Origin of the sequence: Holdemania sp. 1001302B_160321_E10, from assembly GCF_015552275.1 — a bacterium.
Taxonomy (GTDB): domain Bacteria; phylum Bacillota_I; class Bacilli_A; order Erysipelotrichales; family Erysipelotrichaceae; genus Holdemania.
This window is the reverse complement of record NZ_JADNEM010000037.1, coordinates 1-25,972: the sequence shown is the minus strand read 5'-3', so window position 1 is coordinate 25,972 and position 25,972 is coordinate 1. Positions and strand designations below refer to the sequence as shown.

Annotated in this window: 22 protein-coding genes; 16 read left to right on the top strand and 6 right to left on the bottom strand. The window is 47.5% G+C overall.

Annotated features, from left to right (window positions below; translation table 11 throughout):
* The 8 genes from I2D94_RS15910 to I2D94_RS15875 form a co-directional block, all read left to right on the top strand.
* A partial coding sequence (locus tag I2D94_RS15910; protein WP_195397631.1) for a hypothetical protein occupies nucleotides 1-280 on the top strand: 280 nt, incomplete at its 5' end.
* 13 nt (nucleotides 281-293) lie between these two features.
* On the top strand, nucleotides 294-590 hold the full coding sequence (locus tag I2D94_RS15905; protein WP_195397630.1) for a DUF4406 domain-containing protein: 297 nt from the start codon (nucleotides 294-296) through the stop codon (nucleotides 588-590).
* Nucleotides 591-607: 17 nt separating this feature from the next.
* On the top strand, nucleotides 608-793 hold the full coding sequence (locus I2D94_RS15900) for a hypothetical protein (protein ID WP_195397633.1): 186 nt from the start codon (nucleotides 608-610) through the stop codon (nucleotides 791-793).
* 5 nt (nucleotides 794-798) lie between these two features.
* A complete protein-coding gene (locus tag I2D94_RS15895) occupies nucleotides 799-1,113 on the top strand; it encodes a hypothetical protein (protein ID WP_139248523.1) in 315 nt (104 codons plus the stop codon).
* 578 nt (nucleotides 1,114-1,691) lie between these two features.
* Nucleotides 1,692-2,360, top strand: coding sequence for a response regulator transcription factor (locus tag I2D94_RS15890; protein WP_195397629.1), 669 nt, complete (start codon nucleotides 1,692-1,694; stop codon nucleotides 2,358-2,360).
* A gap of 79 nt (nucleotides 2,361-2,439) precedes the next feature.
* Nucleotides 2,440-3,369 carry an ABC transporter ATP-binding protein gene (locus I2D94_RS15885; protein WP_195397628.1) on the top strand — a complete coding sequence of 310 codons (930 nt, stop codon included), beginning with the start codon at nucleotides 2,440-2,442 and terminating at the stop codon, nucleotides 3,367-3,369.
* Nucleotides 3,354-4,160 (top strand): ABC transporter permease subunit, encoded by an 807-nt coding sequence (locus I2D94_RS15880; protein WP_195397627.1) that lies wholly within the window; start codon nucleotides 3,354-3,356, stop codon nucleotides 4,158-4,160. The genes I2D94_RS15885 and I2D94_RS15880 overlap by 16 nt, the downstream gene beginning before the upstream one ends.
* A gap of 10 nt (nucleotides 4,161-4,170) precedes the next feature.
* The gene (locus I2D94_RS15875) at nucleotides 4,171-5,082 is read left to right on the top strand and encodes a HAMP domain-containing sensor histidine kinase (protein WP_195397626.1); all 912 of its coding nucleotides are present in this window, start codon (nucleotides 4,171-4,173) and stop codon (nucleotides 5,080-5,082) included.
* 1,310 nt (nucleotides 5,083-6,392) lie between these two features.
* Here I2D94_RS15875 and I2D94_RS15870 read toward each other — a convergent pair.
* Complete coding sequence (locus I2D94_RS15870; protein ID WP_195397625.1) at nucleotides 6,393-7,157, bottom strand: hypothetical protein; 765 nt, start codon at nucleotides 7,155-7,157, stop codon at nucleotides 6,393-6,395.
* A 90-nt stretch (nucleotides 7,158-7,247) separates the two neighbouring features.
* On the bottom strand, nucleotides 7,248-7,832 hold the full coding sequence (locus I2D94_RS15865; RefSeq protein ID WP_195397624.1) for a hypothetical protein: 585 nt from the start codon (nucleotides 7,830-7,832) through the stop codon (nucleotides 7,248-7,250).
* Nucleotides 7,833-8,493: 661 nt separating this feature from the next.
* Here I2D94_RS15865 and I2D94_RS18730 point away from each other — a divergent pair.
* On the top strand, nucleotides 8,494-8,841 hold the full coding sequence (locus tag I2D94_RS18730; protein ID WP_195397623.1) for an ATP-binding protein: 348 nt from the start codon (nucleotides 8,494-8,496) through the stop codon (nucleotides 8,839-8,841).
* A gap of 580 nt (nucleotides 8,842-9,421) precedes the next feature.
* Here the strand turns inward: I2D94_RS18730 and I2D94_RS15855 are convergent.
* Nucleotides 9,422-11,611: a glycoside hydrolase domain-containing protein gene (locus tag I2D94_RS15855; RefSeq protein ID WP_229056918.1), complete on the bottom strand. Its 2,190-nt coding sequence runs from the start codon at nucleotides 11,609-11,611 to the stop codon at nucleotides 9,422-9,424.
* Nucleotides 11,612-12,262: 651 nt separating this feature from the next.
* On the opposite strand from I2D94_RS15855, the gene I2D94_RS15850 reads away from it, so the two are divergent.
* The 4 genes from I2D94_RS15850 (at nucleotide 12,263) to I2D94_RS15835 (ending at nucleotide 17,623) form a co-directional block, all read left to right on the top strand.
* Nucleotides 12,263-14,689 (top strand): transporter substrate-binding domain-containing protein, encoded by a 2,427-nt coding sequence (locus I2D94_RS15850; RefSeq protein WP_195397622.1) that lies wholly within the window; start codon nucleotides 12,263-12,265, stop codon nucleotides 14,687-14,689.
* Between the two features lie 131 nt (nucleotides 14,690-14,820).
* A complete protein-coding gene (locus tag I2D94_RS15845) occupies nucleotides 14,821-15,294 on the top strand; it encodes a MarR family winged helix-turn-helix transcriptional regulator (RefSeq protein WP_072683902.1) in 474 nt (157 codons plus the stop codon).
* Nucleotides 15,295-15,482: 188 nt separating this feature from the next.
* Nucleotides 15,483-16,100 (top strand): sugar O-acetyltransferase, encoded by a 618-nt coding sequence (locus tag I2D94_RS15840; protein ID WP_195397621.1) that lies wholly within the window; start codon nucleotides 15,483-15,485, stop codon nucleotides 16,098-16,100.
* 164 nt (nucleotides 16,101-16,264) lie between these two features.
* Complete coding sequence (locus I2D94_RS15835; protein WP_195397620.1) at nucleotides 16,265-17,623, top strand: MATE family efflux transporter; 1,359 nt, start codon at nucleotides 16,265-16,267, stop codon at nucleotides 17,621-17,623.
* Nucleotides 17,624-17,768: 145 nt separating this feature from the next.
* Here the strand turns inward: I2D94_RS15835 and alr are convergent, their stop codons facing one another.
* From alr to vanW, 3 genes are read right to left on the bottom strand one after another with little or no spacing between them, the layout of a single operon-like run.
* Nucleotides 17,769-19,592: an alanine racemase gene (gene alr / locus I2D94_RS15830; protein ID WP_195397619.1), complete on the bottom strand. Its 1,824-nt coding sequence runs from the start codon at nucleotides 19,590-19,592 to the stop codon at nucleotides 17,769-17,771.
* Entirely contained in the window at nucleotides 19,589-20,641 is a 1,053-nt protein-coding gene (locus I2D94_RS15825) for a D-alanine--D-alanine ligase family protein (protein WP_195397618.1), read from the bottom strand. Before I2D94_RS15825 ends, alr begins: the two co-directional genes overlap by 4 nt.
* Before the next feature lie 3 nt (nucleotides 20,642-20,644).
* Nucleotides 20,645-21,472, bottom strand: a complete 828-nt coding sequence (gene vanW / locus I2D94_RS15820; RefSeq protein ID WP_072683898.1) for a glycopeptide resistance accessory protein VanW — start codon at nucleotides 21,470-21,472, stop codon at nucleotides 20,645-20,647.
* Between the two features lie 260 nt (nucleotides 21,473-21,732).
* Between vanW and I2D94_RS15815 the strand changes: the two genes are divergently transcribed.
* From I2D94_RS15815 to I2D94_RS15805, 3 genes are all read left to right on the top strand, one after another.
* On the top strand, nucleotides 21,733-23,742 hold the full coding sequence (locus I2D94_RS15815) for a prolyl oligopeptidase family serine peptidase (RefSeq protein ID WP_195397617.1): 2,010 nt from the start codon (nucleotides 21,733-21,735) through the stop codon (nucleotides 23,740-23,742).
* Nucleotides 23,739-24,212: a hypothetical protein gene (locus I2D94_RS15810; RefSeq protein ID WP_195397616.1), complete on the top strand. Its 474-nt coding sequence runs from the start codon at nucleotides 23,739-23,741 to the stop codon at nucleotides 24,210-24,212. Before I2D94_RS15815 ends, I2D94_RS15810 begins: the two co-directional genes overlap by 4 nt.
* A 202-nt stretch (nucleotides 24,213-24,414) precedes the next feature.
* Nucleotides 24,415-25,779: an MATE family efflux transporter gene (locus tag I2D94_RS15805; protein ID WP_195397615.1), complete on the top strand. Its 1,365-nt coding sequence runs from the start codon at nucleotides 24,415-24,417 to the stop codon at nucleotides 25,777-25,779.
* The last annotated feature ends 193 nt before the right edge of the window (nucleotides 25,780-25,972 follow it).

Genomic DNA, 25,972 nt, shown 5'->3' with positions numbered 1-25,972 from the left:
CAAGATCGATGCACAGCCAGATCCGGATCCAGATGTGCCTGTAATCCCAACAGGCCAGACGATGGTCTTTAAATGCACTAAAGCCAGCACCTCAAAAGGGTATCCGCTGAGGTCATCAGCGCCATCAGGAGCAATCGTAAGCTATTTACAGCCGGGCGAAAACGTCAAGGTGGTTGATATTCAGAATAAAGGTAAAAACCAATATACGTCCGCTGCAGAGCCGTGGTGCTTGACTGGGGACGGCCTGTGGTTTGCTTTTGATAAAGATTATTTTGAGTAGGAGGACTAAACTTATGAAAAAAGTATTTATCAGTCAGCCGATGAGAGGAAAAACAGAAGACGAAATCCTCACGGAACGAAATCGAATTATCGAAGAAATCCAGGCGTCTATAGGCGATCATGAGGTCCTGGACACTTACTTTGATGATTTTGGGGAGTGCTCAAAACCGTTACAGTACCTTTCCAAGTCACTCTGGATGCTTGCGGATGCAGATTGCGCCTACTTTGCTCCAGAATGGCAGGACGCGCGGGGATGCCGGATTGAGCATGATTGCGCAGTTACTTATGGAATTGAAGTCCTGAAGGACTAGGAGGAGGAAACTAAAACATGGAAGACATCAAAAAACGCATCTCAAAGCTGGTCGATCTGAAATCGATCATCTCCATCATCATGGTGGCCGCAATGGTAGCCGGCTTTTTTGGTAAGATGGTATCTGCGGAGCAGTTTGTGCCATTGGTTACGATGATCGTAACCTTTTATTTTGCCAAGCAGGATAAGTCTGATAAGGAGTAAGCCTAATGCTTGAGTTTATCTCTACGCACATCATGGAGCTTGGCTGGACTTGTATCGTTGGCATCCTCGCAATGCTCTATAAGACGATCCAAAAAAATTTTAAAAAAGTATTGGCTGATAACCAAAATATGAAGTTTGGTGTCCAAGCCGTGCTCCACGATAGGCTTATACAAAAGTGTACCTACATCATCCAGCGTGGATACGTGACCACCGACGACCTCGAGGAGCTTGAGGAGCTCAACAAGCCTTATAAAGCGCTCGGCGGTAATGGCACAGTCAAAACAGCACTGGAAAAAGTCAAACAGCTGCCTCTTAAATAGCAAACACCCCACCTTCCAATGCCGGAGGGTGGGGATTTTTTATTTTGTGTCTTTTCCTTATATTAATATGCTGCATGGCTGCTTGCAATAACAGCCATGTAAGACGGGATAAGATAAAGGTTCGGATGTATTAAAATTTTTTCCACCATGTTAATGAGATTATTGGGATATCGCAGTAAATAGCGGATCCCTTTTTTGCATATTAGAAACCTTAAGAGAACCGGAGTTGGAATATCTGAGGAAAAGAATACCAGTTCCTGACTGAATGCGAACCGTCATTTATAAACGAGATTAGAAATGAAGGGGAATTTAAAGATGAAAGTTAATCAGGGGAATAGGGTTTCTGGATTATAGAGGAACTGGATTGTTATTATATAGATCCAGGACATTGAGGGGATACTGGTCAATCTATTCGATTCTTTTGTTGTCCTATTTAGAGTAAAGGTGTTAGGATTGAAAAGAGTCAAATCAACGAAGAAAGTCTTTCAATCAAGTACGCTTTCAGCAAGGCCGCGATTTCACTGCTTGGAAATGAACGCCTGCTTGATCGTTAGGGTTAAATCACAGGAGGTCAGAAAATGAGTCGTATATTAATCGCAGAAGACGATAAAGAAATTTGTCAAATATTAACTGATTTTTTGGAGAGCTATAATTATAAAACTGTTTGTTGCTTTTCTGGAATGGATGTCTTGTCTGTTTTTAACCAGGAGTCTTTTGATCTGGTAATCTTAGATTTAATGCTGCCCTATGTCAGCGGAGAAGAAATTCTTTGTAAAATCAGGAAATTTTCTGATATTCCGATCATCATTGTATCCGCGAAAGATCTGGTGCTGACAAAAGTTGAATTGCTGCGATTAGGTGCGGATGACTACGTCACAAAACCTTTCAATTTGGAAGAATTGTTAGCGCGGATTGAACGCTGTCTAATCCGAAATCAGAAAACACTTCCGGAAATGCGGATTGTCAGCGGAGATTTAGTCTTGGATACGCAATCGAAATCAGTAACCATTCACGATAATATTCTTTCTTTAACGGCGAAAGAATATCAAATTTTAGAATTGTTAATGAAATATCCCAATAAGGTTTTCTCGAAGCAGAATCTTTATGAAGCGGTATGGAATGAAGCTTTTGCCCGGGATAATGACGTCATGAACACACATATCAGTAATATTCGGAAAAAGCTCGGCGAAGAAGGCTGGCGGATAGAAACGATATGGGGATTAGGCTATCGATTTAACAAGGATTGAACTTTAGAGAGTCTTTAGCTTTATCTTAAGGTCTTCTTGATCTTTCTCTGCGATACTTAAATGCGGAGGAAATGATGAGATGAATGAAGTAATTTTTCAAACTGAAAATATCACAAAAAGCTATAACCAGGTCAACGTTCTCGATCATGTGAATATGACCGTGAAACGGGGCGAAATTTACGGATTGATTGGCGAAAACGGCGCTGGCAAAACGACGTTGATCCGCTTATTAACCGGGCTGGCCAAGCCCACTTCGGGAACGTTATGCTTATTCGGCTGTCAGGGAAAAAACATAGCGGCGCAGCGATCGCGGATGGGCTGCATTATCGAAGGACCTTCTTTGTACCCGGAGATGACTGCGATGGAAAATTTGGAAGTTCAGCGGCGGCAGCGTGGAATCCCTGGAAAAGAAAGTCTTGATCACGTCCTCGCCTTGGTGAATCTGAAACAGGCCGGAAAGAAAAAAGTAAAGAATTTTTCTTTGGGAATGCGGCAGCGGCTAGCGCTAGCGATTGCGTTATTAGGGACACCTGAATTTTTAGTGCTGGATGAGCCGATCAATGGGTTAGATCCCGTGGGAATTTTAGAACTTAGAAATTTGTTAAAAAATCTGAATAAAGAGCGTGGGATTACCTTTTTGATTTCAAGCCATATCCTGTCAGAGCTGAATCAGCTGGCGACCTGCTACGGTATTATGAGCCATGGAAAATTACTGCAGGAAATCGACGCCAAAGAATTAGAAAAACGATGTCAGAAACATTTGTTTTTGAAGGTGAGCGACACAGCCAAAGCGGCTTCATTATTAGAAGTAGAAATGCATACGAGTAATTTCAGAGTTCTGCCGGATCATTCGATTTGTTTATATGATTATCTGGAAAAACCGGATCTAATTTCCTCGATGCTGGGAAGAAATGATATAACCTTATATCAGCTGACATGCAAAGGTGAAGATTTGGAGAGTTACTATATGAAAGTAATCTCGGGAGAAAAACAATGCGAAATTATTTAAATGCAGAATTATATCGGCTGCTCCATTCTAAATCCTTGCTTGGTTTCATTATCGGCTGCGTGCTCATTTTGTTTTTATCCTTAATCTTTGGCGAAATGACGATTATGGGGTCTGGAGAAGGCATGCTGCTGGACATTGGATTTCAGGCAAAAAGCTATTTATCCATGGCGGAACCTACTTTTGAAACCGTGGCGCAATCCTGTCTGGGCTATACTGCTTTTTTCTGGCTGGTCAACGTCTTATTTACGGCTACTTTTTTTAATAAAGAATATGAAATCGGAACGATAAAATTATCTGTTGCTTATGGAATTGATCGCCGTATTATCTATTTTTCAAAAACGGTAATTATTCTGTCTGTTTCGATTTTGATGTATTTCGGTTTTATCTTTAGCTTTTTTGTTCTGGAAACAATCCAATCGGGATACCTGATGAGTATATCGGAAATCATACAGCTCGTCCAGTGGACGGCGATTAACGGACTTGTTGTTCTGGCCATGAATTGTTTGATACTCTTGTTATGCGTTTTAGTTTCCAATATGAGTATCGTAACCGGTGTCAGCTGCATTTATATCTTCAGCGGCGCATGTGTGTACTTGATGTCCTGGGCGAGTATGGAAACCTTATTTCCTTTATTACGATATTACGTTTATACAAACCCGATGTTTTACTGGATGAATATCTGCTCGTCCAACATCGTGAGAATCATTGGTTATCTGCCATGGTATTTAGCAGGCAGCACGCTGCTGCTGATCGTCGGCTGTATTCTCGTTAACAGAAAAGAAATTAAGTAGAGACGAAACCATGGCCGTGATATTTATCTTCGCGTTTCTTCTATCAATCTTGATCGCTTTGGGCTTTGAATACAGCTGCTGGAAAAAACAGATTCGTGAAATAAGTACGCAGCTGCAGGAGATTCTAAGCGGAGAAACACAAAAATATATAACGATAACCTTGATGGATAAAGATCTGGAAAAAATGACAGAAATGATCAATAAAATTGTAGAAAGTGAAAGAGTGAGTTTGGGTCAGGTACAGAGAAAAGAGGAAAAGCAAAAAGAGAATATTACTTGTTTATCTCATGATCTGCGGACGCCGCTGACTTCCATCCGAGGCTATTTAGAGTTGATGCAAAAGGCCGCAGACGATAAACGGCCGGTTTATATTGAAGCTTTACAGGCAAAAACGCTGCGTTTAGAACAGCTGATCAATGACTTTTATCAGATCTCATTGTTAGACGATCAAGGATTTTCTTATAAAAATGAGAAAATCGAACTGAATAAACTCATTACTGATGTTTTATTAGATCATTATTCTTTGTTTGAAAAGAACAAGATTACGCCAGAAATTCAGTTAACAAAAGAAGAAATTTACATCATTTCCGATTCATGGGCATTGACGCGGATTTTTCAAAATCTCATGGTTAACGCAGTGCATTCGACTGCTGGGAAACTGAACATCAATTTAATTTTAAACGACGGACAGCTGAGGGTCAGTATCCTAAATTCGATTAAGGGAGATTCCTGCCCGGATTCTACACAGATTTTTGATCGTTTCTATTCGGGAGATTGTTCTCGAAGTAATGGCAATTCCGGTCAGGGGTTATATATTGTCAGAAAATTACTGATACAATTAGGCTGTGGCGAACCAACAGTAAATATCACGAAGGAATCATTTGAAATCATCGTTAATTTAACTAATCTTTATATCTCATAAAAATTTTTAAGCAAACGTATTCTGTCAAATAATTTGTGGAAAATGGTAAAAAACAATAAAGTATAAAAGGATTTATTAGCTTTTATTTTAAATGTGGGAGAGCTGTCAGAGGTTTACGGAAGCAGAGTCAGGATGATGACTCATGAAGCAATAAAAAAGCTATTGATATTCTGATCATCACTCAAAGACATGTTTGTGTGATTATTGGGATATCGGGCACTGAAAAGTGCGAAAAAGTTCTTAACAAAAGGGTTTTGGCGATATCCCTTTTTTGTGTTGCAGGATTCTTAAAAAGAGCCTTTGCGAGGATATCCAAAGATATGATCAACATGGACTAGGTATCTAAGCACTCTTATTCATAAATAAATTCAAAACAATGAAAAAAATCTACTTGTTTTGAGGCATTAGATCCTAAATCTAAACGTGCAAAACGCGTTAGCTCCTAAGTCAATATTATTAAAAATAAATTAGTGGAAGATAATGGAATTTATGTGCTAATAAAACAGAGTAAAAATACAGGAAAACAGCGCAGTTAAAGCATAAAATGAATATTATAATGTTACATAACTATGAAATAAGCGATAATTCAGAAAAAATCAGAAATGAAGGAAAAAATATTTTTGGTAGGCGATTTGACCTATATTCAGTAGACCTATTGTTGGTAAGTTTATTTAATACAACATATAGATTTAAAGGAAAATAAACCAATTATAGATTTGATTGAAGATGTTGGGAAAACATCTGAACAGTAATATGAATTTTAGAGGAAAAGTATGAAGCAGAAACGAAAATATATTAGATACTCGGAAGCGTTAGAAGAAGTTGGAGATGTCTTTCTAATAGTTACTACCATATCCTTTTGCTAAATTACTAAATTGAGCTTGCGTATTCTGTCAGGAAATTAACTAATTTAAGAATGCATGTATTGATAGGAGAAAGAACGCTCATCATAATAAATTAGCTTAGTTGCCAGAATAGGCTGTAATAGGTAATGGTGCAGATAATGCCAAGACGGTAATAATAGCAACAATCATATTTCTTAATAAATAGAAAAGCAATGAAAGAACTTCAAGCATTAACCAATATCTCATACATAGTGAATTAGAGTGTGTGGTACATATTATTTAAGAAGAATTGATCAATAAGCAGATAAAAAGACAGGATAAAAAAGTACCTGTCTTGAATAAGGAAATATATACATTATCTCGGGGTTTTCTATCTTCCATGTCAATCTGATTTGGGGGCGTAATCCCCACTTCTAATTTGTTCTCAATTATGTGATACCCCGAAATAATTTAAAGTGCCCTTATTTATTGTACAAAATATTTCAGCTGATATTTCCCAATTTCATTTTCGAGGATTATATAATGTTCACCTACTTCTTTTGGAAAACGCTCTATTTCTTGGCCATTCTCATATGCAGTAAAACCATCTGAAATAAAGTCATAATCCTTTATAAAATTATATGGTGGTATCCATCCATCATAATATTCTCCTGTTATTGTATAATTTTCATTCTCAATAAGTAGTGGCACAAGGCTAAAAACACCGCTGTCAGTCTTAAATGTAACTAATACTCCGTCAAAATACTGATTCATAGCGGATTCTATAATTGGGTCTTGACTTGTAAGATAACCATATAAAATAGAATCACCGTTTACTTTCATTTCAATAGTACATTCAACCGTAACTTCTTTATAAAAGTATTGTTCATTTTCGTCATTAGTAATAGTCATAATAATACTATAGCCTCCGGCACCATGAACAATTTCATAATCCGTACTCATTTTATGATTTTGAATTAACTCTAAAAATTGCTTTGCCGCTTGCTTATTAAGGGTCACAAAGACATGTGATCCAATATCACTTTGCCGCAAAGTAAGCGCCACAACAGTATTGGGAAGTATGTCTTTAAAAATGATATCACCCTTTGGGAAATCATATGGAGTTTTATCAGAAATAGAGGGCATAGGAGTAATACTAGGTTTAGCTGAAATAGAGGGGTGTATTTCAACAGGCTTTTCACATCCTGTTAATAAAATTAACAGTAGTATCCAAAGAACTCGTTTTAACATATTTCCTATTCCTCTCTGATTTTCAAACAAATATTAGCTATTACTATCTTAATAATTTGATTTTGAATATAGTTACAGAAGTATTATTTATTATTGATAAGTTTGTATTTCTTTGAATACTACTTCAGACATGCTAGTGTATTTTGTTTGTTTATTTGTATAGAACAAAATAGAAGGATAATTTGGAATATCAAGTTCATTTGTTTCTTTAGCAATCTTTAATAACATATTGTTTTCTAATAAATATAAAGCTGCTAAAATATTTAAGCAATTCTCAAGAGATGCTTTCTGAAATGATTCTGTTCTATTGTGTTTAATACTTGTATAAGCATACCACCACGATAATTGTTGACTTTCATTTATAGTGCTAAATGGACATATATCAATATATCTTTCCTTTGTATGTATAATTTCGTCTTTTATATTAGGATCTGTTTGTTGTAGATATCTTATATATTCTTTCATGTTTCCATGATCACGATTAATGTTACAGTATTCTTTAAAGAAATTATCTAATTCTGAACCAATAGTTAAAATAAGTGATGCGTATTCGTTAGAAAAAGTTTGATAATTAGATTCAGATAAATCAACATAATCCAAAGTTGTACTAAATCTTTTTTCTAGCATTAAATAATAATTCCAATAGGTCCTAAAAAAATCTTGTCTATTCAACATATTTTTTCACCTCTATATTAATTATATTCTTTAATTAGATAAATCACAAGTTTAGATCAAACACGCGATTCCAGAGATACTTTAATAATGAGGATATCTTAATAATTTCCTTAAATACATGTTAATGAGATTATTGGGATATCGCTGAAAGTAGCGCATCCCTTTTTTGTAAATAAAGGAGCTTATAAAGAGCCTGTGTGAGGCACGCTGAGGATAGGGCTGCCAGTTCTTCGTTGAATAGGGATCGTTGTTTATAAATAAGATTAGAAATGAAGTAAACTTAAAAATAGAAGTTGATCAGGAAAATAGAGTTTGCGGATCATAGATGAACAGGAGATGGACGGCCATTAAAGCGGGTATCGGCAATCTATTCTTTGTTGTTAGCTTCATATTTAAGCTGTTAGGGTTGGAAAGAGTCGAAGCAACAAATAAAATCTTTCAATAAAGGCTGCATTTGATCAGAAAGGACTTCATTGTCATCGAAATTAGCACCTGCTTAAACGTTATGTTTTAAATAATCGGAGGTCAAAAAAGATGAGTCGTATATTGATCGCAGAAGATGACAAAGCAATTTGTCAAATATTAACTGATTTTCTGGAAAGTTAAGATAACTCCAGAAATTCATTGAATAGAAGAAGAAATTTTCATCGCTTCCGATAAAATGGCGCTAACACGAGTTTTTCAAAATCTCATTGTTAACGCTGTTCATTCAACTGCTGGGAATCTGAACATAAATTTAATTTTCAACGATGAACAGCTGATTATCAGTATCCAAAACTCGATCAAAGAAGATTCCAGTCTGGATTCTTTACAGATTTTTGATCGTTTTTATTCAGGGGATTTTTCTAGAAGTAATGGTAATTCAGGTCAAGGGTTATATATCGTCAGAAAATTATTGATGCAATTAGGTTGTGATGAACCAAGGGTAACGATTACAAAGAAATCTTTTGAAATCATCGTTAATTTAACTAATCTTTATGAGATAGAAACAAACATATCGACTGGATAACTGTTTGGAAATTTCCATGGCCATTTTGTTCTTCCGCTCAAAATCACAAAGATGCCGGGAAAGACATCAAAACTTTTTATAAGTAAGAGCCAGTTTCATCCAAAGCTGAATTTATGGAAGCAACCTCTGTGGTTTCATTTTACTTTATTTACGTGATTGTAATTTTAATGATCACTCTGCCTTCTCAGCTTCAAATCCAATCCCATCGGAGAATGCAGAATAAGGACTACCCTGATACCCATCTCAACCAGCTCGTCGATCAGGGATTTGTTTGATCTATTTTTGAATTAAATTTCTCAATTCACATGTTTGCGCTGGTGTTTTATGAGTTAGCCGATGAAACCGCCTTTTACCTTGCTTTTTATACAGCTGCCGCTTTCCAAATGGGGGATAGTGAAACGGATTGGAGATTATTATGGGAAATTTGAAAATCGGAAGAAGTTTTCCCCATCTTTCCTATCGTTTGTGTGTGCAGAATTATGAAGAGTGTGGATTGATGCCAGACAGGCTATAACTGAAATTGAGGCTGGAACGCAAAAGATCAAAATCAAAGCGTTCCAGCCTCTTGTTTTCCATGCGATTAAGGATGGCTCTCTGCCGCTGCGGCGGCCTGAAGGATTTTCTGTATCCGCAGTTTCAGATCGGCGGAAACCGACGTCCGTTTGCGGGGAGCCTGCGAAGGATCGAGGACAATGAGCGAGATCTCTTTCTCGATCTGATCATTTTCCTCACATTGCACAAGAATTGTTGTGGTTCCCGGGTTCTTTGCGCTGATCAATCCGGTTTCATCGACGGTGGCGATCGTCTCGTCGTTGCTGTGGTATCGCCAGGTCACCGGATTGGCGTTGTACGGAAGCGGTTCGATGGCAATTTCGCTGGTTTTCCCAACTCGCAGGATGATTGACGCTCCGCATTCCATGCCGGTAATCGGAACAACCAGCGCTTGCAGATACGACTTCGCGATCTCATCAATCCCTTTCCGCATTCGCAGCACTTCGCTCTGGACAAGCTCACGATCAGAATTTCGAGCATAGGTTGCGCTGCCATAGCGGTCGATTTTCATCTTCGGCCGTTTCAGCGACTGAACTAACTGATCCACGGCTGCTTCGGATTCCGCAGATAAGCTTTGAAGTAGTTTGGCTTTGTTGATATCCCGAATGCCCTGCTTCAACATTTTATACCGCGGCGATTCGTAAAAATGATCGCCAACTGAATCCCGTTCCGCAGGATAAATCAACCACGGATCTCCCGGCTCAAATGTGCGGTAGGATACATCGGTCAGCGGATCCTCAACCCAGCCGTCCCATGACCACCTTAAGAAGCCGTCGGTTCCCTGCTTCATGGTGTACCACATCGTCCAGGCGGTGTCGGCCATATCGGAGATTGTGTAGGCGCTGGGATATTGTCCGGTACAGGTGTAGAGCGTTGTTAACAAGCCCTGTTCCTGACGATGCAAGGCCAGCTTCCGCATCGCGTCCGACTTGTCCTTGACGTTGATCAAACTGACGGAAATATCGTCAATCCGATCCAGAAACGCATCATCGTCCAGGTCGGAATAATTCATCGCCGAGGCGATTTTAAAGGATTTCCCAGCCTCGCTGCGGATCCCTTTTATCAGCTCGACGCAGGGCTGCAGGACTTCCATTTCCCGCTCGTCCATCGAAATATACGTGAGATCAAACCAACCCTTTTCCACCGTGTGCCGCAGGAAATCTTCCAGAAACGCCGTCCAGGCTGCCTGCCAGTCATCGCTGCCGGGCGTCAGCGTCAGCCGTCGGGAAGTGCCGCTTGCTTCGTCAACAACAGTGACAATGTTGCCCCAGGGAGCGATGCTGTAAGCTTTGATCTGTCCCCGGCCGGTCTGCGGATCGAGGACGCCTGCCTCAATGGCCAGTTCGATCCACTGATCAAAATCGGTATAATCGAAACTGAAAGTTCCATCCGCAGTTTGGGTCCAGTGAATCATCGACGGATCACTGTCATAGGACTGGTGGTTCCAGGCTTCTTCCACTATCGTGGCAATCACGCCGCGCCCGCCCATCTGCGCATATTCCCGCAGCTGATCAAGCAGGTAATTTTTATGTGCGTCGCTAAACGGCGTTACCCCATAATAGCGGGCGGTTGTGTAGGGATGCTGCCACAGTTCAACCTGCGTCGCTCCTGCCTGCGGGTCCGGCGCGGTCAGATCGAGAACTTCAAAAGTCAGCGTCAGCTGAACGGGAGAATGATTGGCGGAAGTGACATTCAGCGTCCCGGTATAGACGCCAGGGGCAGTGTCCCTGGGAATCGTCAGCGAGATCCAGGCGGATTTGAGCTGCTGAGCTTCGATCGACGTGGGTCCGCCTTGATGGATCACGTCAGGATAAGCGATGATGGGGGCTTCCGGATCCCCACTGCCGATATTGGCGAGCGTTTCCCACAGCCAGCGGATATCAACATTTTCCGCGCTGATGCGGTGATTGCCGCTGCTGAAATCATCGCAGCGGATTTCCACCTGCTCCAGCGGCTGACTGCCTGCCCAGACCGTGACTTTAGCGTCCAGCACATCGTTTTGCCAGACGGTGTCCGTCCACTCGCTGAGATCGGATTGGCGGATCGCCGCATAATCCGACTGCAGAGTATGGCGGTAAGGGGTGTCGAAGACGGCGCCCATCGTCCGATCCGGTTCTGTCGGGGTTTCAGCCAGTATTCTTTGAGAACTGGCGGCGCTTGCCCCAAACAAGGCAAGGGAGAAGCATAGCGTCATAAAGCGGCGTAATCTGTTTTTCATAAGTCTCCTTTCGCTTGAATTTCCAACGGGAGAGCGGAAATCTTTTTGATTCTGACTTTATTATACCAATAAAATCCAGAGCACCCTATCTTAAATTATGAAGCTTCCCGATCTGCTCAAGCGGGATCAACGTGAGAGAAATTCATGAGCCGCCAGGGGGAGAACGAGTAACAGATCACTGTATAAAAAACAGAGCTTGAAAAGAAATTGCCGGGTGTTATAAGAACGGCTTTCTTCTGCGCGGGTTGCATCTTATGCCAAAGTGGAAGATCCAGCGCCAAGCGAGGCTGTCTTCCAATAAATTCTGATCGGCTGGAAAAAAGGAAGGCGGCTGAGGAACAGCCGCATCCGCGAATCACCAGAGGCGGCTCAAAAAGCAGGATGTGTCTTTATGTACTGAATTCATATTGTTTTTACTTAAATCCAGCTCTGGATTTCTCGGCTCAGATTGCCGGAACGCAAAATATTTGATATACTAAAAGTTATTGAGAATAAATAATTATAACTGCGAAAACAGGCGAACAAAGCCTGATCGGCGGCGAATAAAATTGGATCTTAAATCATCTGCGAAGATCAGCGGCAAGGAGTGAAGGAATGAAATCAGCGGGCATTACGAGGAAAAAACAAGCATCCTTCTGGGGAAAAATCGGAATGATTTTTCTGCTCTTTTTTATGTGGGATTTTCCTGCCGTGCAGGCTCAGAAAAAACGTGTTGTCCGGATTGCCTATCCGCTTCAGTCTGGTTTGACGCAAATTGATGAAAATGGCAAAATGAGCGGCTACACCTACGAATATTTACAGGAAATCGCACAGTATACCGGATGGGAATATGAATTTGTCATCGGCTCCAACAGTGACGACGATCTTCTGGCTTTGATGGATCAGGTGGCGGAGGGCACGATCGACTTAATGGGCGGGATGATGTACTCGGAATCCATGAAAGCAAAGTATGACTACTCGGCATACAGCTACGGCATGGTGGAAACGGTGCTGCAGGTGTCGGCGGAAGATACGCGGGATATCGTGATTGATTCGCGGATCGATCAGGATCTGACGGTCGCCATTCATGAAAATTCGGTTGCCCGGAAGAACGAATTTCTTGAATTCTGTGAAATCAATAAGATCAATCCCCGGCTGGTTTATTATAACGATGATCAGAATGTTCTGGAGCTGCTGCAAAACAAAGCTGCGGACGCGGTGCTGAAAACAAGCGCTGACCGGGTCGAAGGACTGCGGACAATCGCCCGTTTTGCCCCCAAACCGTATTATTTCATCGCTTCCAAAAAGGACACCAGCGGTCTGATCAAGGAACTGAACTATGCTTTGCAGAACATTGAACAGTCGGATCCCTACTTTTCCACGCGGCTGGAAGAAAAGTATTTCGGGAATTTAACCAACCGGCTTGTGCTCTCGGACAGTGAGAAAGCGTATATTGATAAGACGCAGAGCGTGCGCGTGGGCTATCTGCGTGATTATCCGCCGCTGGAATTTGAGGATCAGGGCCAGCCGGCCGGGATTGCCGTGGATTATCTGCGCTCAATCAGCGAAAAGACCGGCCTGACGTTTGAATTTGTTCCGGCAGACTCGACGGCGCAGCTGGATCAAATGGCGGCTGCGGGCGAAGTGGAAATGATCGCCGGGATGACTTATGACTATGATCTGGCCCAGAAGCGAAACCTCGGAATGACGCGGGTCTATCTGAATTCCCAATTTGTCGCGGTTTTGAACAAACGCATTGACGAAACCAATTTGAGCGGCAAGGTCATGGCTCTCAGCGAAAACAGCGGATTGGTTGATGGGGAAGACACGGCGCTGACGCATGTCTGCGCTTCGATGCAGGATTGCGTGGAAAGTGTATATGAGGGTCAGGCCGATTACACGATCGCCGACGGCTATGCGGCGCAGTATTATCTGAATCAGCCCAAATATAACAACCTGCGGCTGATCCCTTTGACCGCGCAGACGCACGAGATCTGTTTCGGCGTCGCCAACCGCGGCAATCAGGAGCTGCTGACCCTTTTGAACAAAGTGATTCTGTCGACCAGCGATGAGGAAACACAGTCGCTGATTTATAAGAATACAGTTTTCCATCACACGATGACGTTGACGGATTTTATCCGTGAGAATTCGTTGACGGCGGTGACGTTGATCAGCGCGGTCGGCTTGCTGATCATCCTTGTGCTGGCGTATGCCGGCCATCAGCGCTCGAAAATGAATCGTGAGATTTCGCTGGAGTTGGAAAAACATCTTCAGGTATTCCAGCTGGTCAACGACCTGTTCTTTGAATTTGATATCAAAACCCGGAAGCTGATGATTTTTGATCCGGCTGCGAAAGCTGCGGGAGAATCAGCACAGATGCGCGAGCTGCCGCACACGGACTTCCGTTACGCGAAGATCAGGCAGGAAGTTGCGCGGCTGCTGGAAACGGAAAGCGGCGGAAAGACGATAAGGGATCTTGCGCTGAGTGATCCTCAGCAACAGCCGCACTGGTTCCGCATCGCGATGCAGACGATCACGGATGCGAGTGGGCGCTGCGTCTATGTGATCGGGCGGCTGAACAACATCGACGAACAGGTTAAAGAGAAAGAACGGCTGCGCTTAAAAGCAGAGCGCGACAGTCTGACGCATATTCTCAACGCTGAGGCCTCGCGCAAACAGGTGGAAGCGGAACTGGCGGTTTTGCGGTCGGAACAGACCGGTGCTTTAATTCTTCTGGATATTGATCATTTCAAGGAAGTCAACGACAATTATGGTCATTGGGCAGGGGATCAGGTGCTGGGGCAGGTGGCCCAACTTTTACAGGAAGTGTTCAGCGGCGAAATTGTCGGCCGGCCGGGCGGTGATGAGTTTCTCGTCTACATTCGCCAGAGTGAGGCGGAGAATGTGCGAATCCGCTGTGAAGAGCTGCGGCGGCGGGTTCAGGACATTCGGCTGTCGGCGACCGACCGGCTGAGCGTCAGCGCCGGCTGTGCTTATGCCAAAGCGGGCTGCCTGTTTGAGACGCTCTATCAACAAGCGGATAAAGCGCTGTATCAGGCAAAGGCCAGAGGCCGCAATCAGATCGTTTATCCACGTTAATCTGAAGTTCGAACAGCGAATTCAGCCGCCAGCACAAGTGAAAAATCACGAAAATTCTGCGGATTCTCACAAGAGGGATTTTCCTTTCTTCGGATGTGCGGTACAATGAGAAAGACGAAAGGGGGCTGCGGATGGAAGCGAAAGAGAGACAATATTACGTGCTGCTTTCTGCGTTATGTACGACGTATACGCAGTCAATCGATCAACAGATCGCAAACTGGATCAATCCTCATTATTTAAAGGTGCTGGAGTATATCCGAAAACATGAAGGCGTAAAACCGGGCGAGCTGGCTGCAGTCTTCCGGATGTCGAAATCGAACGTCACCAAAATTATCAGTTATTTTGTGCGCAATGATTTTGTCGAGCGGGAGATCGAACAGAAGGATCGCCGCAGCCTGCATTTAAAAACGACGCCGTATGGCCGGCAGGTTTGCGGGAAAGCGGATGCGATCATCATGCATTTTGCGGCGCTGATGGCGGAGGCGTTTGAGGACGAAGACCGCGAGCTGTTCATGCAGCGGCTAACGCTGGCGATGCAGAAAATCAACGAGGAGTCGCACGTCATGCTTGACGATGGAGATGATTTCACCAATGTGGACTTCTAAAACGAAAGCAAACTGAACAGGCGCGCAAACAGGCTCAGTTGCCGCTTCTGAAACTGAAGCGCGTAGGGCAGCATCTTGCCATCCCTGGGAAAACCCGGGAAAATAAGAGAATCTTGCCGCTTTTCCTTAAAACGGTCTTGCGCTGCAATAAGCGCACAGGAAAAGCGAAGAAAGGAAACGAAACGACGATGAATGAACAGGCGAAAATGTTGGCGGGGAAACTGTATACCGCGCAGGATCCGCAGCTGACGGCGGATCATCAGCGGGCTTTACGCTTAACCCGGCGTTATAACATGACCGCAGAGGATCAGCAGGAGGAACGCGAGACGTTGTTGCAGGAGCTGCTGGGCAGCGTCGGCGAAGACGTGGTCATCATGCCGCCGTTTCGGTGTGATTACGGCAGTCAGATTGAAATTGGCGATCATTTTTTTGCAAATTATGATTGTCTGTTTCTGGATGTGTGTCCGATTACAATCGGCGATCATGTCATGCTGGGACCGCGGGTGTGTCTGTACACCGCGGCGCATCCGCTGAGCGCGGAGGTCCGGGATACCGGATTGGAGTATGGCAAGCCGATTACAATCGGCAATTCTGTCTGGATCGGCGGCAATGTGATCGTCAATCCCGGCGTGACGATCGGCAATGAGGTTGTGATCGGCGCCGGTTCCGTTGTGACCCACGATCTGCCTGACGGTGTGATCGCGGCCGGGAATCCCTGCCGCGTGCTGCGGCCTGTCACCGACAAGGACCGGCAGTTCTGGCAGGTACGTCAACAGGAGTGGCAGGCAGATGGGGAAACGGACTGACGGAAAGAAATCTGCTTGACAAGCGGATCAGGAAAGCGTAAACTAATCCCGGTCGGACCCTCAGGAATGCCTGCGGGAAAGACGAAAAAGGGAATCAAAAAATCAGTGAGGCAAAACCACTCTAAAAAACACAGAGTGGTTTTTTATTTTGAAGGAGGAATAGGATGGAGAATAAAATGGGGACGATGCCGATGAAGAAGCTGTTGACGGCGATGTCGCTGCCGATCATGCTTTCGATGTTGATTCAGGCCTGCTACAACATTGTTGACAGTATGTTTGTCGCACGGTATTCACAAGACGCGCTGGCGGCGGTATCGCTGGCGTTTCCAATTCAGATGCTGATCATCGCGGTGTCGGTCGGCACCGCGGTCGGCGTCAATTCACTTCTGGCCCGGCGCTTGGGCGAAGGCCGGATGGAAGAGGTAAATCAGGCTGCGCAGCACGGCGTCGTTCTGGCGCTGCTGAGCGCGGCGGTGTTTGCGCTTTTCGGTTTAGGCGGAGCGCGGATGTTCGCCAATCTGTTTACCACCTCCGAAGCGATCGCTTCGCAGGCGGCGCTGTATATGGGAATCGTCACGGTATTCTGTTTCGGCGTGTTCGTACAGATTGTGATGGAACGGATCATGCAGGCGACCGGCAACGCGATTTACAACATGGTCATGCAGGGCATCGGAGCGCTGGTCAACATCATTCTGGATCCGATCTTCATCTTCGGCTTGTTCGGATTGCCGGAAATGGGCATCATGGGCGCGGCCATCGCCACGGTAGCCGGGCAGATTCTGGCGATGGTGCTGGGGGCGTGGATCATTCATAAGAAGATTCCGTTTATCCACTTGGGTCTGAATCATTTCCGGTTTTCTCTGGAAACCTGCCGCCAGATCTATTCGGTCGGCTTCCCGGCGATCATCATGCAGTCGGTGGCGTCGGTGATGACGCTGGGCATGAATATGATATTAATGCCGTATTCGGAACTGGCGATTTCGGTTTACAGCGTGTACGCCAAACTGCAGCAGTTTATCTTCATGCCGGTCATGGGGATGAACAGCGCATTGATCGCGATTGTGGGCTACAATTTCGGGGCGCAGAAAAAACAACGGATCTACCAGGCGACGCGGTATTCGCTGATCGCCGCGGTGATGATCATGGCGCTGGGAACGTTGATCTTTCAGGCGTTTCCACAGGCCCTGTTGGGAATGTTCAACGCATCCGCCGAGATGCTGGATATCGGCATTCCGGCGCTCAAGACGATCTCGCTGTCGTTTGTGTTTGCCGGGGTGTCGATCGTGCTGTGCTCAATCTTCCAGGCGCTGGACGACGGCATGCTTTCGCTGTGGGTGTCGCTGGGCCGTCAGCTGATCCTGGTGCTGCCGCTGGCCTGGCTGCTTTCAACCTGGGGCGGGCTGAACGCGCTGTGGCTGGCATTTGTGATCTCTGAAGCGGTGTGCATGGTGTTCAGTGCCGTCATGTACCGCCGGGTGAGAGTCCGGCAGATCGACGTGCTGGGTGCGAATCCCATCGTTTGATCCAAAACTGCTGAAAACAATCTGAATTCAGATCAGAAAAGACGAAAAATTAAAAAAACTCGCCGAAGCAGCGTGATTGCCTGAAGGGAAGTTATCAGGACAAAGCCGTTTGCCAGCGAGTTTTTCTTATGATCCACGCCGCGGATTAAACCAGAATGCGCGGCATTCGTCCACGAAGCATGCTTAACGTTTCCGGAACAATCGTTCCAGTTTTTTCTGCGACTTCCAGTGCGGAGATTTGGCCCATTCCCTGTTTGCCGATCACGATGACTTCATCCCCGACAGCTGCGGGCAAAGAGCCGAGATCCACAAGACATTGATCCATGCACATCGCGCCGACGATCGGACGGCGTTGTCCATGAATCAGAACTTCTGCCCCCTGGAAGGAGGAACTGCGAAGCAGACCATCGGAATAACCGATCGAAAGAATCGCGACGGTCGTATCGCAAGGAGCGGCCCAGGCATGATTGTACCCTGCGCCCTCCCCTTTTTTCAACGGCCGCAACGCCGCAATCCGGGTGTGGACGGAAGCAACGGGCCGCCAATCCAGCGCCATCCGGGATCGGAATGAGGCGATGCAGCCGAACAGCGCGATTCCAAATCGAACCAGATCACACCGCAGCTCAGGATAATTCAGAAATCCATAACTGCCCTGCAGATGCACGCGGCCCGGATCGATTCCCCGCTGTTTCAGATCGTCCACGACGTGAAAGAACCGTTCGATCTGCCCCCGGGTATGCGCAATGGCTTCAGCGCTCAGGTTATCCGCTTCATAAAGATGGGAATAAAGGCCGGTAATCTGAAGATGAGGCAGCGCATAGTACCGCGCGATGGCGTCCAGATCCTCCGCGGTTTCACCCAGGCGGTGCATCCCGCTGTCCACCGGCAGATGTGCGCTGATCGGACAGCCGGTCTGATCCAGCTGACAGGCCTGATCGTAACTGGTTAAGGTTAAGGAGAGATGCAGACGCGACAGTTCTGCTGCCCGCTGCGGTGGAACATAGCCTAAGATCAGAATCTCCGCGGTCGGATTGATCGCCCGGATCACCTTGGCTTCCTCAACGGTGGCGACGGCGAAATGCCGGACGCCCTGCCGGCTCAGGAAATCCGCGGTCGGCTCCAGACCATGTCCGTAAGCGTTGGCTTTTAAGACCGCCATGATTTCTTGCTGCGGCGCCATGGCTTTTCTCAAGATCGTCAAATTGTGCCGCAGCGCGATCCCGTCCAGCTCGACCCAGGCCCTATCCCGGCCTTCCGGAATTGGCTCAGGATCCAGCGCTTCGACGAATAAGCAAGTCGTTTCATCCAGCTGTGAGCTTTCGATCGACGTGTTTTCAGCGGGCGGAAGCGTTTCGGCCAGCGGCTGCGTCCACAGCTGCCAGCGGCGTTGCCCGTCATCATAGCGATAGGGGTTGGTCTTGGTATAAGCTTTAAGAAAAGCGGCGTATTCCTCCAGCACCCAGTCGTGATCGGCGATGATTTGCGCATGCGGCAGTCCGACATAACGGTAATGCCAGGGTTCTTCGCTGATTTCGGTAATTTCTGTTTTGTGTTTGGGGTAACGGAAAATAAAGCCGAACTGATCGGCGCATTCCCGCATCCGATCCGCCAGAGGACCGGAGAAATCCGGGCAGATCAGATCCTGATCCTTGCCGGCGATGCCCAGGTCGATGGCCAGTCCGGTATGGTGTTCGCTGGCCCGCACCTCGGCGACGAACTGATGCGCGTAATCCCATCCCCGTTCACTTTCCGTTTCGCTCATGAGTGTTCGCTGCTGATCATAACTGCGCCAGCCGCTGACAAACGTCACTTCGTTTTCCCCGCCACAATGGGTAATCCAGGCGTTTAAAGCGCGGGCGCAGACTGGCTGCAGCTGAGTGTTTTCATCAATCCAGACCAGCTCGCGGGTCCAGTAAGATTCATCCGCTTCCAGACGATGTTCCCGGTTGACAAGCCGTACGCAGTTCATGCGATCCTCCCCCGCCGCAGAGCGTCTTCAATTAACGTGTCCAGAATCGTTTCAAAGGGAATACCCGCCTGTCCCATCATGCGCGGATAGCGACTGGTCGCGGTCATGCCCGGCAGCGTGTTGATCTCATTAAACACGATTCGCTGGTCCGGGGTCAGGAAACAATCCACACGCACCAGTCCCTGACAATGGTGGATTTCCCACAACTTCCGTGCCAGACAGCGCATCTGTTCGCTGATGAAATCCGGCAGCTGCGCCGGACATTCCACCTGCGCGTGGGTATCGACATATTTTTCTTCATAATCGAAGAAATCGCTGTTTAAATGAATCCGGTCGACCGCACCTGTCACGAGGCTGTCGCAGGTTTGAAGGAGGGAACAGCCAATTTCCTCACCCTCGACGGCTTCTTCAATTAAAATCCGGCTGTCATGTTCGGCCGCTGCCGCGCAGGCGTCGTCAAGTTCTTCCCAAGCGTTGATCTTGGTGATGCCGATCGAGGAACCGCCGCGGGCCGGTTTGACGAAGCAGGGCAGATGCAGCCGTTTCAGCGATTCTCGCTTTTGATCGATCTCAGAATAAGCGAACACGACGAACGGACTGACCTCGATTCCGTTCTGCCGCGCCAGCTGATGGCTGAGCGCCTTGTCCATGCCGAGCAGCGAAGCATCCATGCCGCAGCCGACAAAAGGAATGTGGAACAATTCCAGCATGCCCTGAAGCGTTCCATCCTCGCCATTGCGGCCATGCAGGACCGGAAAGAAGACGTCGACTGCGACGGTTTCACCGTTTTCACTTTTTAATTCAAAGTCACTGCGCGCCAAGGTCAGTTGCAGACGCAGATCCGATGCTGTATGCCACTGATCTGCTTCGATTTCCGCCGCGCTTGCATTTGTGAGAAACCAGTCGCCCTGAGGATCAATGCCGATTTTTACAACTGTGTACCGCTGCGGATCCAGTGCCCGCAGCACGCCCGCCGCGGAATGCAAAGAAACATGGTATTCGTCGCTGCTGCCGCCAAACAGGACGGCAACGTTCAATTTTTCGTTCATGATTTAGTCCTCCTCGATAATTTCAGTTTCCGGCGGCAGCGGATAATCGATCCGGCTGCGGCTGGTGTAACAGGCTTCCTTGCGCACAAGTTCACCGCTGTGCGCGTCGTAGATCGTGCGCGCAATATCCTGTGTGCGGAAGATCTGTCCTTTTTTTCGCGAATAAGTCAGCGCGGAACCAGTCACCTCGTAGCGGCAGCGCGGCGGCTGTGCGCATCGGAACTGCGCGTGAACGGAATCCTCGTCAAAGTCCAGAATCAGCTGAAACGGCTGATCCGTATCGTTGCGGAATTTCAGATCGCTCCAGCCCTCCTGAATCGTCGCGTCGATCCCCGCCGGCATTTCTGCATTCGGATTGGCTGGCAGCGAGATGACCAGATGCGGATGCTTCTCGATCACCGTCAGCGGCGTATGCAGCACCATCCAATATAACAGTTCGCTCATAAAACACAGCCCGCCACCATGGACCGGTACGATTTTACCATCGTGCAGCCCCAGCCCCGGCAGATAGGGATCATCGTGATCGGCGCCCCGCGCCAGCTGCCAGAACGAGAACACCTCGCCCGGTTCGATGATCAGCTGCTGCATGCGGCGGGAGACCACCTTCAGGTTGTGGGCCTTGTTGTATTGATATTGAATATCATACCCGCTGTCAGGATTGATTAATCCCTGCGTACATTCATATTGGATATACGGCAGCCGTTCTTCGGCCTGCCTGCGCGCATAACGATTCCCGTCATGCTTCATTTTCTGATAAAAACACCAGATTTTCTGCTTTCTGCGCAGCGGCAGAAGAAAAGGCAGAAATTCCGTAACTCGACGTCGGCTCATACAATTCACTCTCCTTGAAGTTTCCCTTATTATGCCACCGGAAGATGACTTTCCCATGGCCGCTCCGGTGACTTGTTTGTCACTTTCAGTATAAAAGGAAAAGATCTTAAGTTCTTTACTTCCCCATGACGCTTTGTGAAGGTCTATGACAGGTTTCTTAAGAAACGATGACGACGTGTTCGGCGGCGGAAGAGGATCCTTTTTCCCCGCGCATTGTGGTACAATGAGATCAATGAAATTTCAAGGAGGGAAACAGAGTTATGAATTATCCGCAATGGAAAAAATCCGACTGGTCCGAAACCCGCTTCGGCGTGACGATGAAGGACGAGTATATCGGACTGGAACAGCCGAAGGATCCCGCGGTGCTGAGCTGGGTCGCCAGGGAAAATGCGCTGACCGATCAGTTTTTCAGCACGCTGCCGGGCTATGCGAAGAAAAAGGAACAGCTGCAGGCGCGGCCGTTTTACGCCAGCTATACCGCCGTCACGGAAACGCCGGAGGGCTATTGGGCAACCCGGGCCAACGCGGACGGCACGCGTACGCTGGTCGTTTTGGACAAGGAATTTAAAGAAATCCGGGAAGCGGATCTGAGCCTGATTCCGGAAACGATTACGGTGTTTACGGCCAATCCGTCCTTTACGGATCCGGATCTGATTTATTATACCGGACTGGAAGACGGGGCTGGCCGCCCGTGCGTGCTGGTCGTCGATCAAAAGGAAAACAAGCTGATCCGCAAGCTGGACGGGATTTTCTACTCGCTGTGGGATAAGACCGGCCGCCGGATTCTGTATTCCGACGCCGACGCCGATCCGGAAAAAGGGTTGAACGTCAACCATGTTCGTTGTTATGACTGCGACACGGATGAAATTAAAACCTGCTTTGATTACCGTGAAAACGCCGTGCTGGTACGTCTGGCCTGTTCCGCCGACGGGGCCACGGTCGTTGCGGAAGTGATGGAAAATTATGCCGATACCGTGATCTTTGTGCAGCAGGACAACGGCGAATTTGTCTCTGTCAGCGCGAACATAAAAGGTGCGTTCACCTATGTCGATACGCTGAACGGGGAGCTGATTTTCCTGACCCAGTCTCAGGCGCCGCTGGGGCGTCTGATCGCTGTGAAGCAAGGCCAGACGCTGGCGGAAGGCAGGACGCTGGTCGCAGAATGTGAAATGAAGCTGGAAGATGCGATCCGTCAAGGGGATCAGCTGGTGCTGTTCTATTTAAAAGATGCGGCGTCGTTCGTCCGCGTGGTGGACGCTGAAGGAAAGAAGGTCCATGATCTGTCGCTGCCGAGCCAATGGGGCGCGTGCACGCTGGCCATGCAGAATGGGCGCGGAATTCGCAAATCCGATTCGCTGATTCTGGAATTTGAATCGTTTGTCCATTCGCCGATGCTTTTGAAGCTGACCGGCGATCAGCTGAGCGTGCTGTATCAGCCGAATCCCAAAACGGCGGCGGATATCGAAGTCCGGCAGATTTTCACTGAGGCTCCGGACGGCGAGCGCATCCCGGCCTTTGCCGTCATGCCGAAGGGGTTGGAGAAAACGGGAAAGACCCCGACGCTGATGTATGGCTACGGCGGCTACAACAACGCGATCCTGCCTTCCTATAATAATCCGTTTGTCGATCTGGACATCGTCGACTGGGTCAGCCAGGGCCGGATCTATGTCAGCATCAACCTGCGCGGGGGCAGCGAATACGGCACCCGCTGGCATGAAGGGGGAAGTCTGTCAAACAAGAAAAACTGTTTCACCGATTTTATCGCGACCGCTGAGCGCATCCAGCAGGAAGGCTGGACCTGCCCTGAGAAAACAGCGATCTGCGGCGGTTCCAACGGCGGACTGCTGATGTGCGCGCTGCTGACGATGCGGCCCGATCTGTGGGGCTGCGTCATCGCCTCGGTGCCGCATACCGATATGATCCGTTTCCGCAACGATGACCGGGGACCGATGTATATCACCGAATACGGCGATCCGATGGATCCGGCGCTGTTTTCGTACATGCTTTCCTATTCTCCATATCACAACATCCACCCGGTCGCTTATCCGGCAACGTATATCCAGACTGGCGAATGTGATAACAACGTGCCGCCGTATCATGGCAAGAAAATGGCCGCGAGACTGCAGGAAAACAACCAGAGCGATCATCCGGTGCTGCTGCGCGTGCTGGCGCTGGGCAGTCATGACCGCGGCAAGGGCGAAGCCCATCTGAAAACGATCGCTGAAATGCAGAGCTATATCGACTGGGCGCTGGGTGAGGTGCAGGAATGATCACGGTCTATCTTGTCGGCCCGCTGTTTACCGAAGCCGATCAATATCAGCGCCGGAAGGAAGGGGAACGGCTGCGTCAGGAACTGGCAAAGCGGGATGTCGATGTTCAGCTTGTCAATCCGATCGACCTGCCTTTAAACGAAGGCGGCGCGTCGACGCCGGCAGCGATCTTTGAAGCCGATTATCATTTCCAGTGCGAAGCGACGCACGTGTTCCTGGATCTGGCGAATGAAGATACCGGCAGCCATATGGCGCTGGGCATTCTGTTGGAAAAGAAGCTGAGCGGCAAGCCGATCCAGCTGTACCCGGTGTACTCCGATTCCCGGATCGGACGCAATCAGGCATTCGGACTGGATTGTCCGATCGGCTACAACGCGTTTGTGATCGGCGGCTTGAAAGCCAACGGAATTCAGACGTATTCAAGCTTTGATCAGGCGTGCGATCAGTTCCTGAAGGATCTGGAAGGCTGAGCGTAAGCCTGAGGAATCAAACGGTAGTCCGGCAAAAGCCGGAAATTCAAACAATTTTCTATCAGAAAAGGAAAGAGCGGCGGAAGAGAGCGGCAGGAAGCTGAAACCGCGGCTTTTTCTGTTTGCTTCAAGGGAAGGATGACCTTCTTTGAAAAGTATGATAAACTGATACCATTGATTTCAAAGAGGGAGGAAGGGAAAAATGAAAAAAAGATTCTCGAAGTTTTTCGGAACGCGGCAGTTTTACAAGCTGGCGCTGGCTGTGGCGGTCCCGTTGATGATGCAGCAGCTGATCACCAGCTCGGTTAACCTTGTCGATAATTTAATGGTCGGCCAGCTGGGGGATGCGGCGCTGGGCGGCGTCGCGGCGGTCAATCGTTTCTATATTATCGCGACCTATGGGACCAACGGCGTGCTGGCGGCCGCGGCGATCTTTATCGCGCAGTTCTTCGGAGCGCGGGATGAGGAACGAATGAAGCAATCGTTCCGGTTCTCGATCTTAAGCGCGTATGCGATCATGATTCCTTTCTTCATTCTGGGGATTTTAGCGCCAGAGGGGATCGTGCATTTCTTTACGAGCGACCCGGTGATCATCCAGCTGGGCAGCGCCTATATGCGGATTGCGGCGTTTACGTTTTTGCCGATGGCGTTGTCATTGGGGATTTCCAGCGCGATGCGGGCGGTGGGGGAAACCAGAATTCCGTTAGTGATCAGCGCCGGGGCGGTGCTGACGAACACGGTGCTGAACTATTGTCTGATCTTCGGGAATTTCGGTTTTCCGCGCTTAGGCGTTGAGGGCGCGGCGATCGCGACGTTGATCGCCCGGGTGCTGGAAGCGGCCGTGCTGCTGATCGTATTGACGAAGCTGGATCTGCCGTTTAAAACCAAATTGGCGCAGCTGTTCCACGTTCCCGGTCAGCTGGCCCGCAGCATTCTGATCAAGGCGGCGCCGTTGGCGCTCAACGAAGTCATGTGGTCGCTGGGAATGGCGACGTTGTTCAAGTTCTATGCGACGCGCGGACCGGAGGTCATGTCCGGTTATTCGATTGCGAATACGATCGGCGATATCTTCTTCGTGCTGTTCGGCGGGATGGCCGCAGCGACGACGGTTCTGGTTTCGCAGCCGTTGGGTGCGAACAAGCTGGACGAAGCGCGCGATCATGGTTATCAGCTGCTGGGCTTCAGCGTCATGCTTTCCTTGTTGTTCGCGGTTCTGATGTTTGGTTCTTCGTTTGTCGTTCCGCATTTCTATCAGGTGTCGCCTACCGCCAAGCAGGTTGCGGTGGACGTGCTGCGGATCATGTCGGTGATGTTCTGGATTTATATGGGAAACACGCAGTGCTACTTCATTCTGCGCGCCGGCGGCGATACGCGTTCGACTCTGTTTATGGATTCGGGCTATATGTGGACAGTGAACATTCCGCTGATCTGCTGCTTCACCTATTTTACCGGCGTTGATATTCTGGTGTTGTATGTCATCGGACAGATGACGGATATTCTGAAGCTGGTGATCGCCTATTCGTTAGTGCGGAAAGAGAAATGGGTCGTCAATTTAACGCAATTCTGAAACAGCGGTGGTCTGCCCGGATCCGGGCAGACTTTTTCTTTGAGAAATGTTAAAAAATGGAGGTCAATAGTAAAAGTAAATGCAGGTAAAGAAGAAAATGTGTATCGGGGCAGAGTAAAAGGAGAAACAGAGTAAAAGGAAACAAAAAAAGAGCCAGATAATGAGGGAAAAGTGTTAAAATATCCGTAGAAAC

Coding starts and splice junctions, on each gene's coding strand:
- I2D94_RS15805 (WP_195397615.1), top strand. CDS start 24,415: ATGAAAAAAAGATTCTCGAAGTTTTTCGGAACGCGGCAGTTTTACAAG.
- I2D94_RS15810 (WP_195397616.1), top strand. CDS start 23,739: ATGATCACGGTCTATCTTGTCGGCCCGCTGTTTACCGAAGCCGATCAA.
- alr (WP_195397619.1), bottom strand. CDS start 19,592: ATGAACTGCGTACGGCTTGTCAACCGGGAACATCGTCTGGAAGCGGAT.
- I2D94_RS15890 (WP_195397629.1), top strand. CDS start 1,692: ATGAGTCGTATATTAATCGCAGAAGACGATAAAGAAATTTGTCAAATA.
- I2D94_RS15870 (WP_195397625.1), bottom strand. CDS start 7,157: ATGTTAAAACGAGTTCTTTGGATACTACTGTTAATTTTATTAACAGGA.
- I2D94_RS15885 (WP_195397628.1), top strand. CDS start 2,440: ATGAATGAAGTAATTTTTCAAACTGAAAATATCACAAAAAGCTATAAC.
- I2D94_RS18730 (WP_195397623.1), top strand. CDS start 8,494: ATGGCGCTAACACGAGTTTTTCAAAATCTCATTGTTAACGCTGTTCAT.
- I2D94_RS15875 (WP_195397626.1), top strand. CDS start 4,171: ATGGCCGTGATATTTATCTTCGCGTTTCTTCTATCAATCTTGATCGCT.
- I2D94_RS15850 (WP_195397622.1), top strand. CDS start 12,263: ATGATTTTTCTGCTCTTTTTTATGTGGGATTTTCCTGCCGTGCAGGCT.
- I2D94_RS15825 (WP_195397618.1), bottom strand. CDS start 20,641: ATGAACGAAAAATTGAACGTTGCCGTCCTGTTTGGCGGCAGCAGCGAC.
- I2D94_RS15895 (WP_139248523.1), top strand. CDS start 799: ATGCTTGAGTTTATCTCTACGCACATCATGGAGCTTGGCTGGACTTGT.
- I2D94_RS15880 (WP_195397627.1), top strand. CDS start 3,354: ATGCGAAATTATTTAAATGCAGAATTATATCGGCTGCTCCATTCTAAA.
- I2D94_RS15855 (WP_229056918.1), bottom strand. CDS start 11,611: ATGAAAAACAGATTACGCCGCTTTATGACGCTATGCTTCTCCCTTGCC.
- I2D94_RS15900 (WP_195397633.1), top strand. CDS start 608: ATGGAAGACATCAAAAAACGCATCTCAAAGCTGGTCGATCTGAAATCG.
- I2D94_RS15865 (WP_195397624.1), bottom strand. CDS start 7,832: ATGTTGAATAGACAAGATTTTTTTAGGACCTATTGGAATTATTATTTA.
- I2D94_RS15840 (WP_195397621.1), top strand. CDS start 15,483: ATGAATGAACAGGCGAAAATGTTGGCGGGGAAACTGTATACCGCGCAG.
- I2D94_RS15835 (WP_195397620.1), top strand. CDS start 16,265: ATGGAGAATAAAATGGGGACGATGCCGATGAAGAAGCTGTTGACGGCG.
- I2D94_RS15815 (WP_195397617.1), top strand. CDS start 21,733: ATGAATTATCCGCAATGGAAAAAATCCGACTGGTCCGAAACCCGCTTC.
- I2D94_RS15905 (WP_195397630.1), top strand. CDS start 294: ATGAAAAAAGTATTTATCAGTCAGCCGATGAGAGGAAAAACAGAAGAC.
- vanW (WP_072683898.1), bottom strand. CDS start 21,472: ATGAGCCGACGTCGAGTTACGGAATTTCTGCCTTTTCTTCTGCCGCTG.
- I2D94_RS15845 (WP_072683902.1), top strand. CDS start 14,821: ATGGAAGCGAAAGAGAGACAATATTACGTGCTGCTTTCTGCGTTATGT.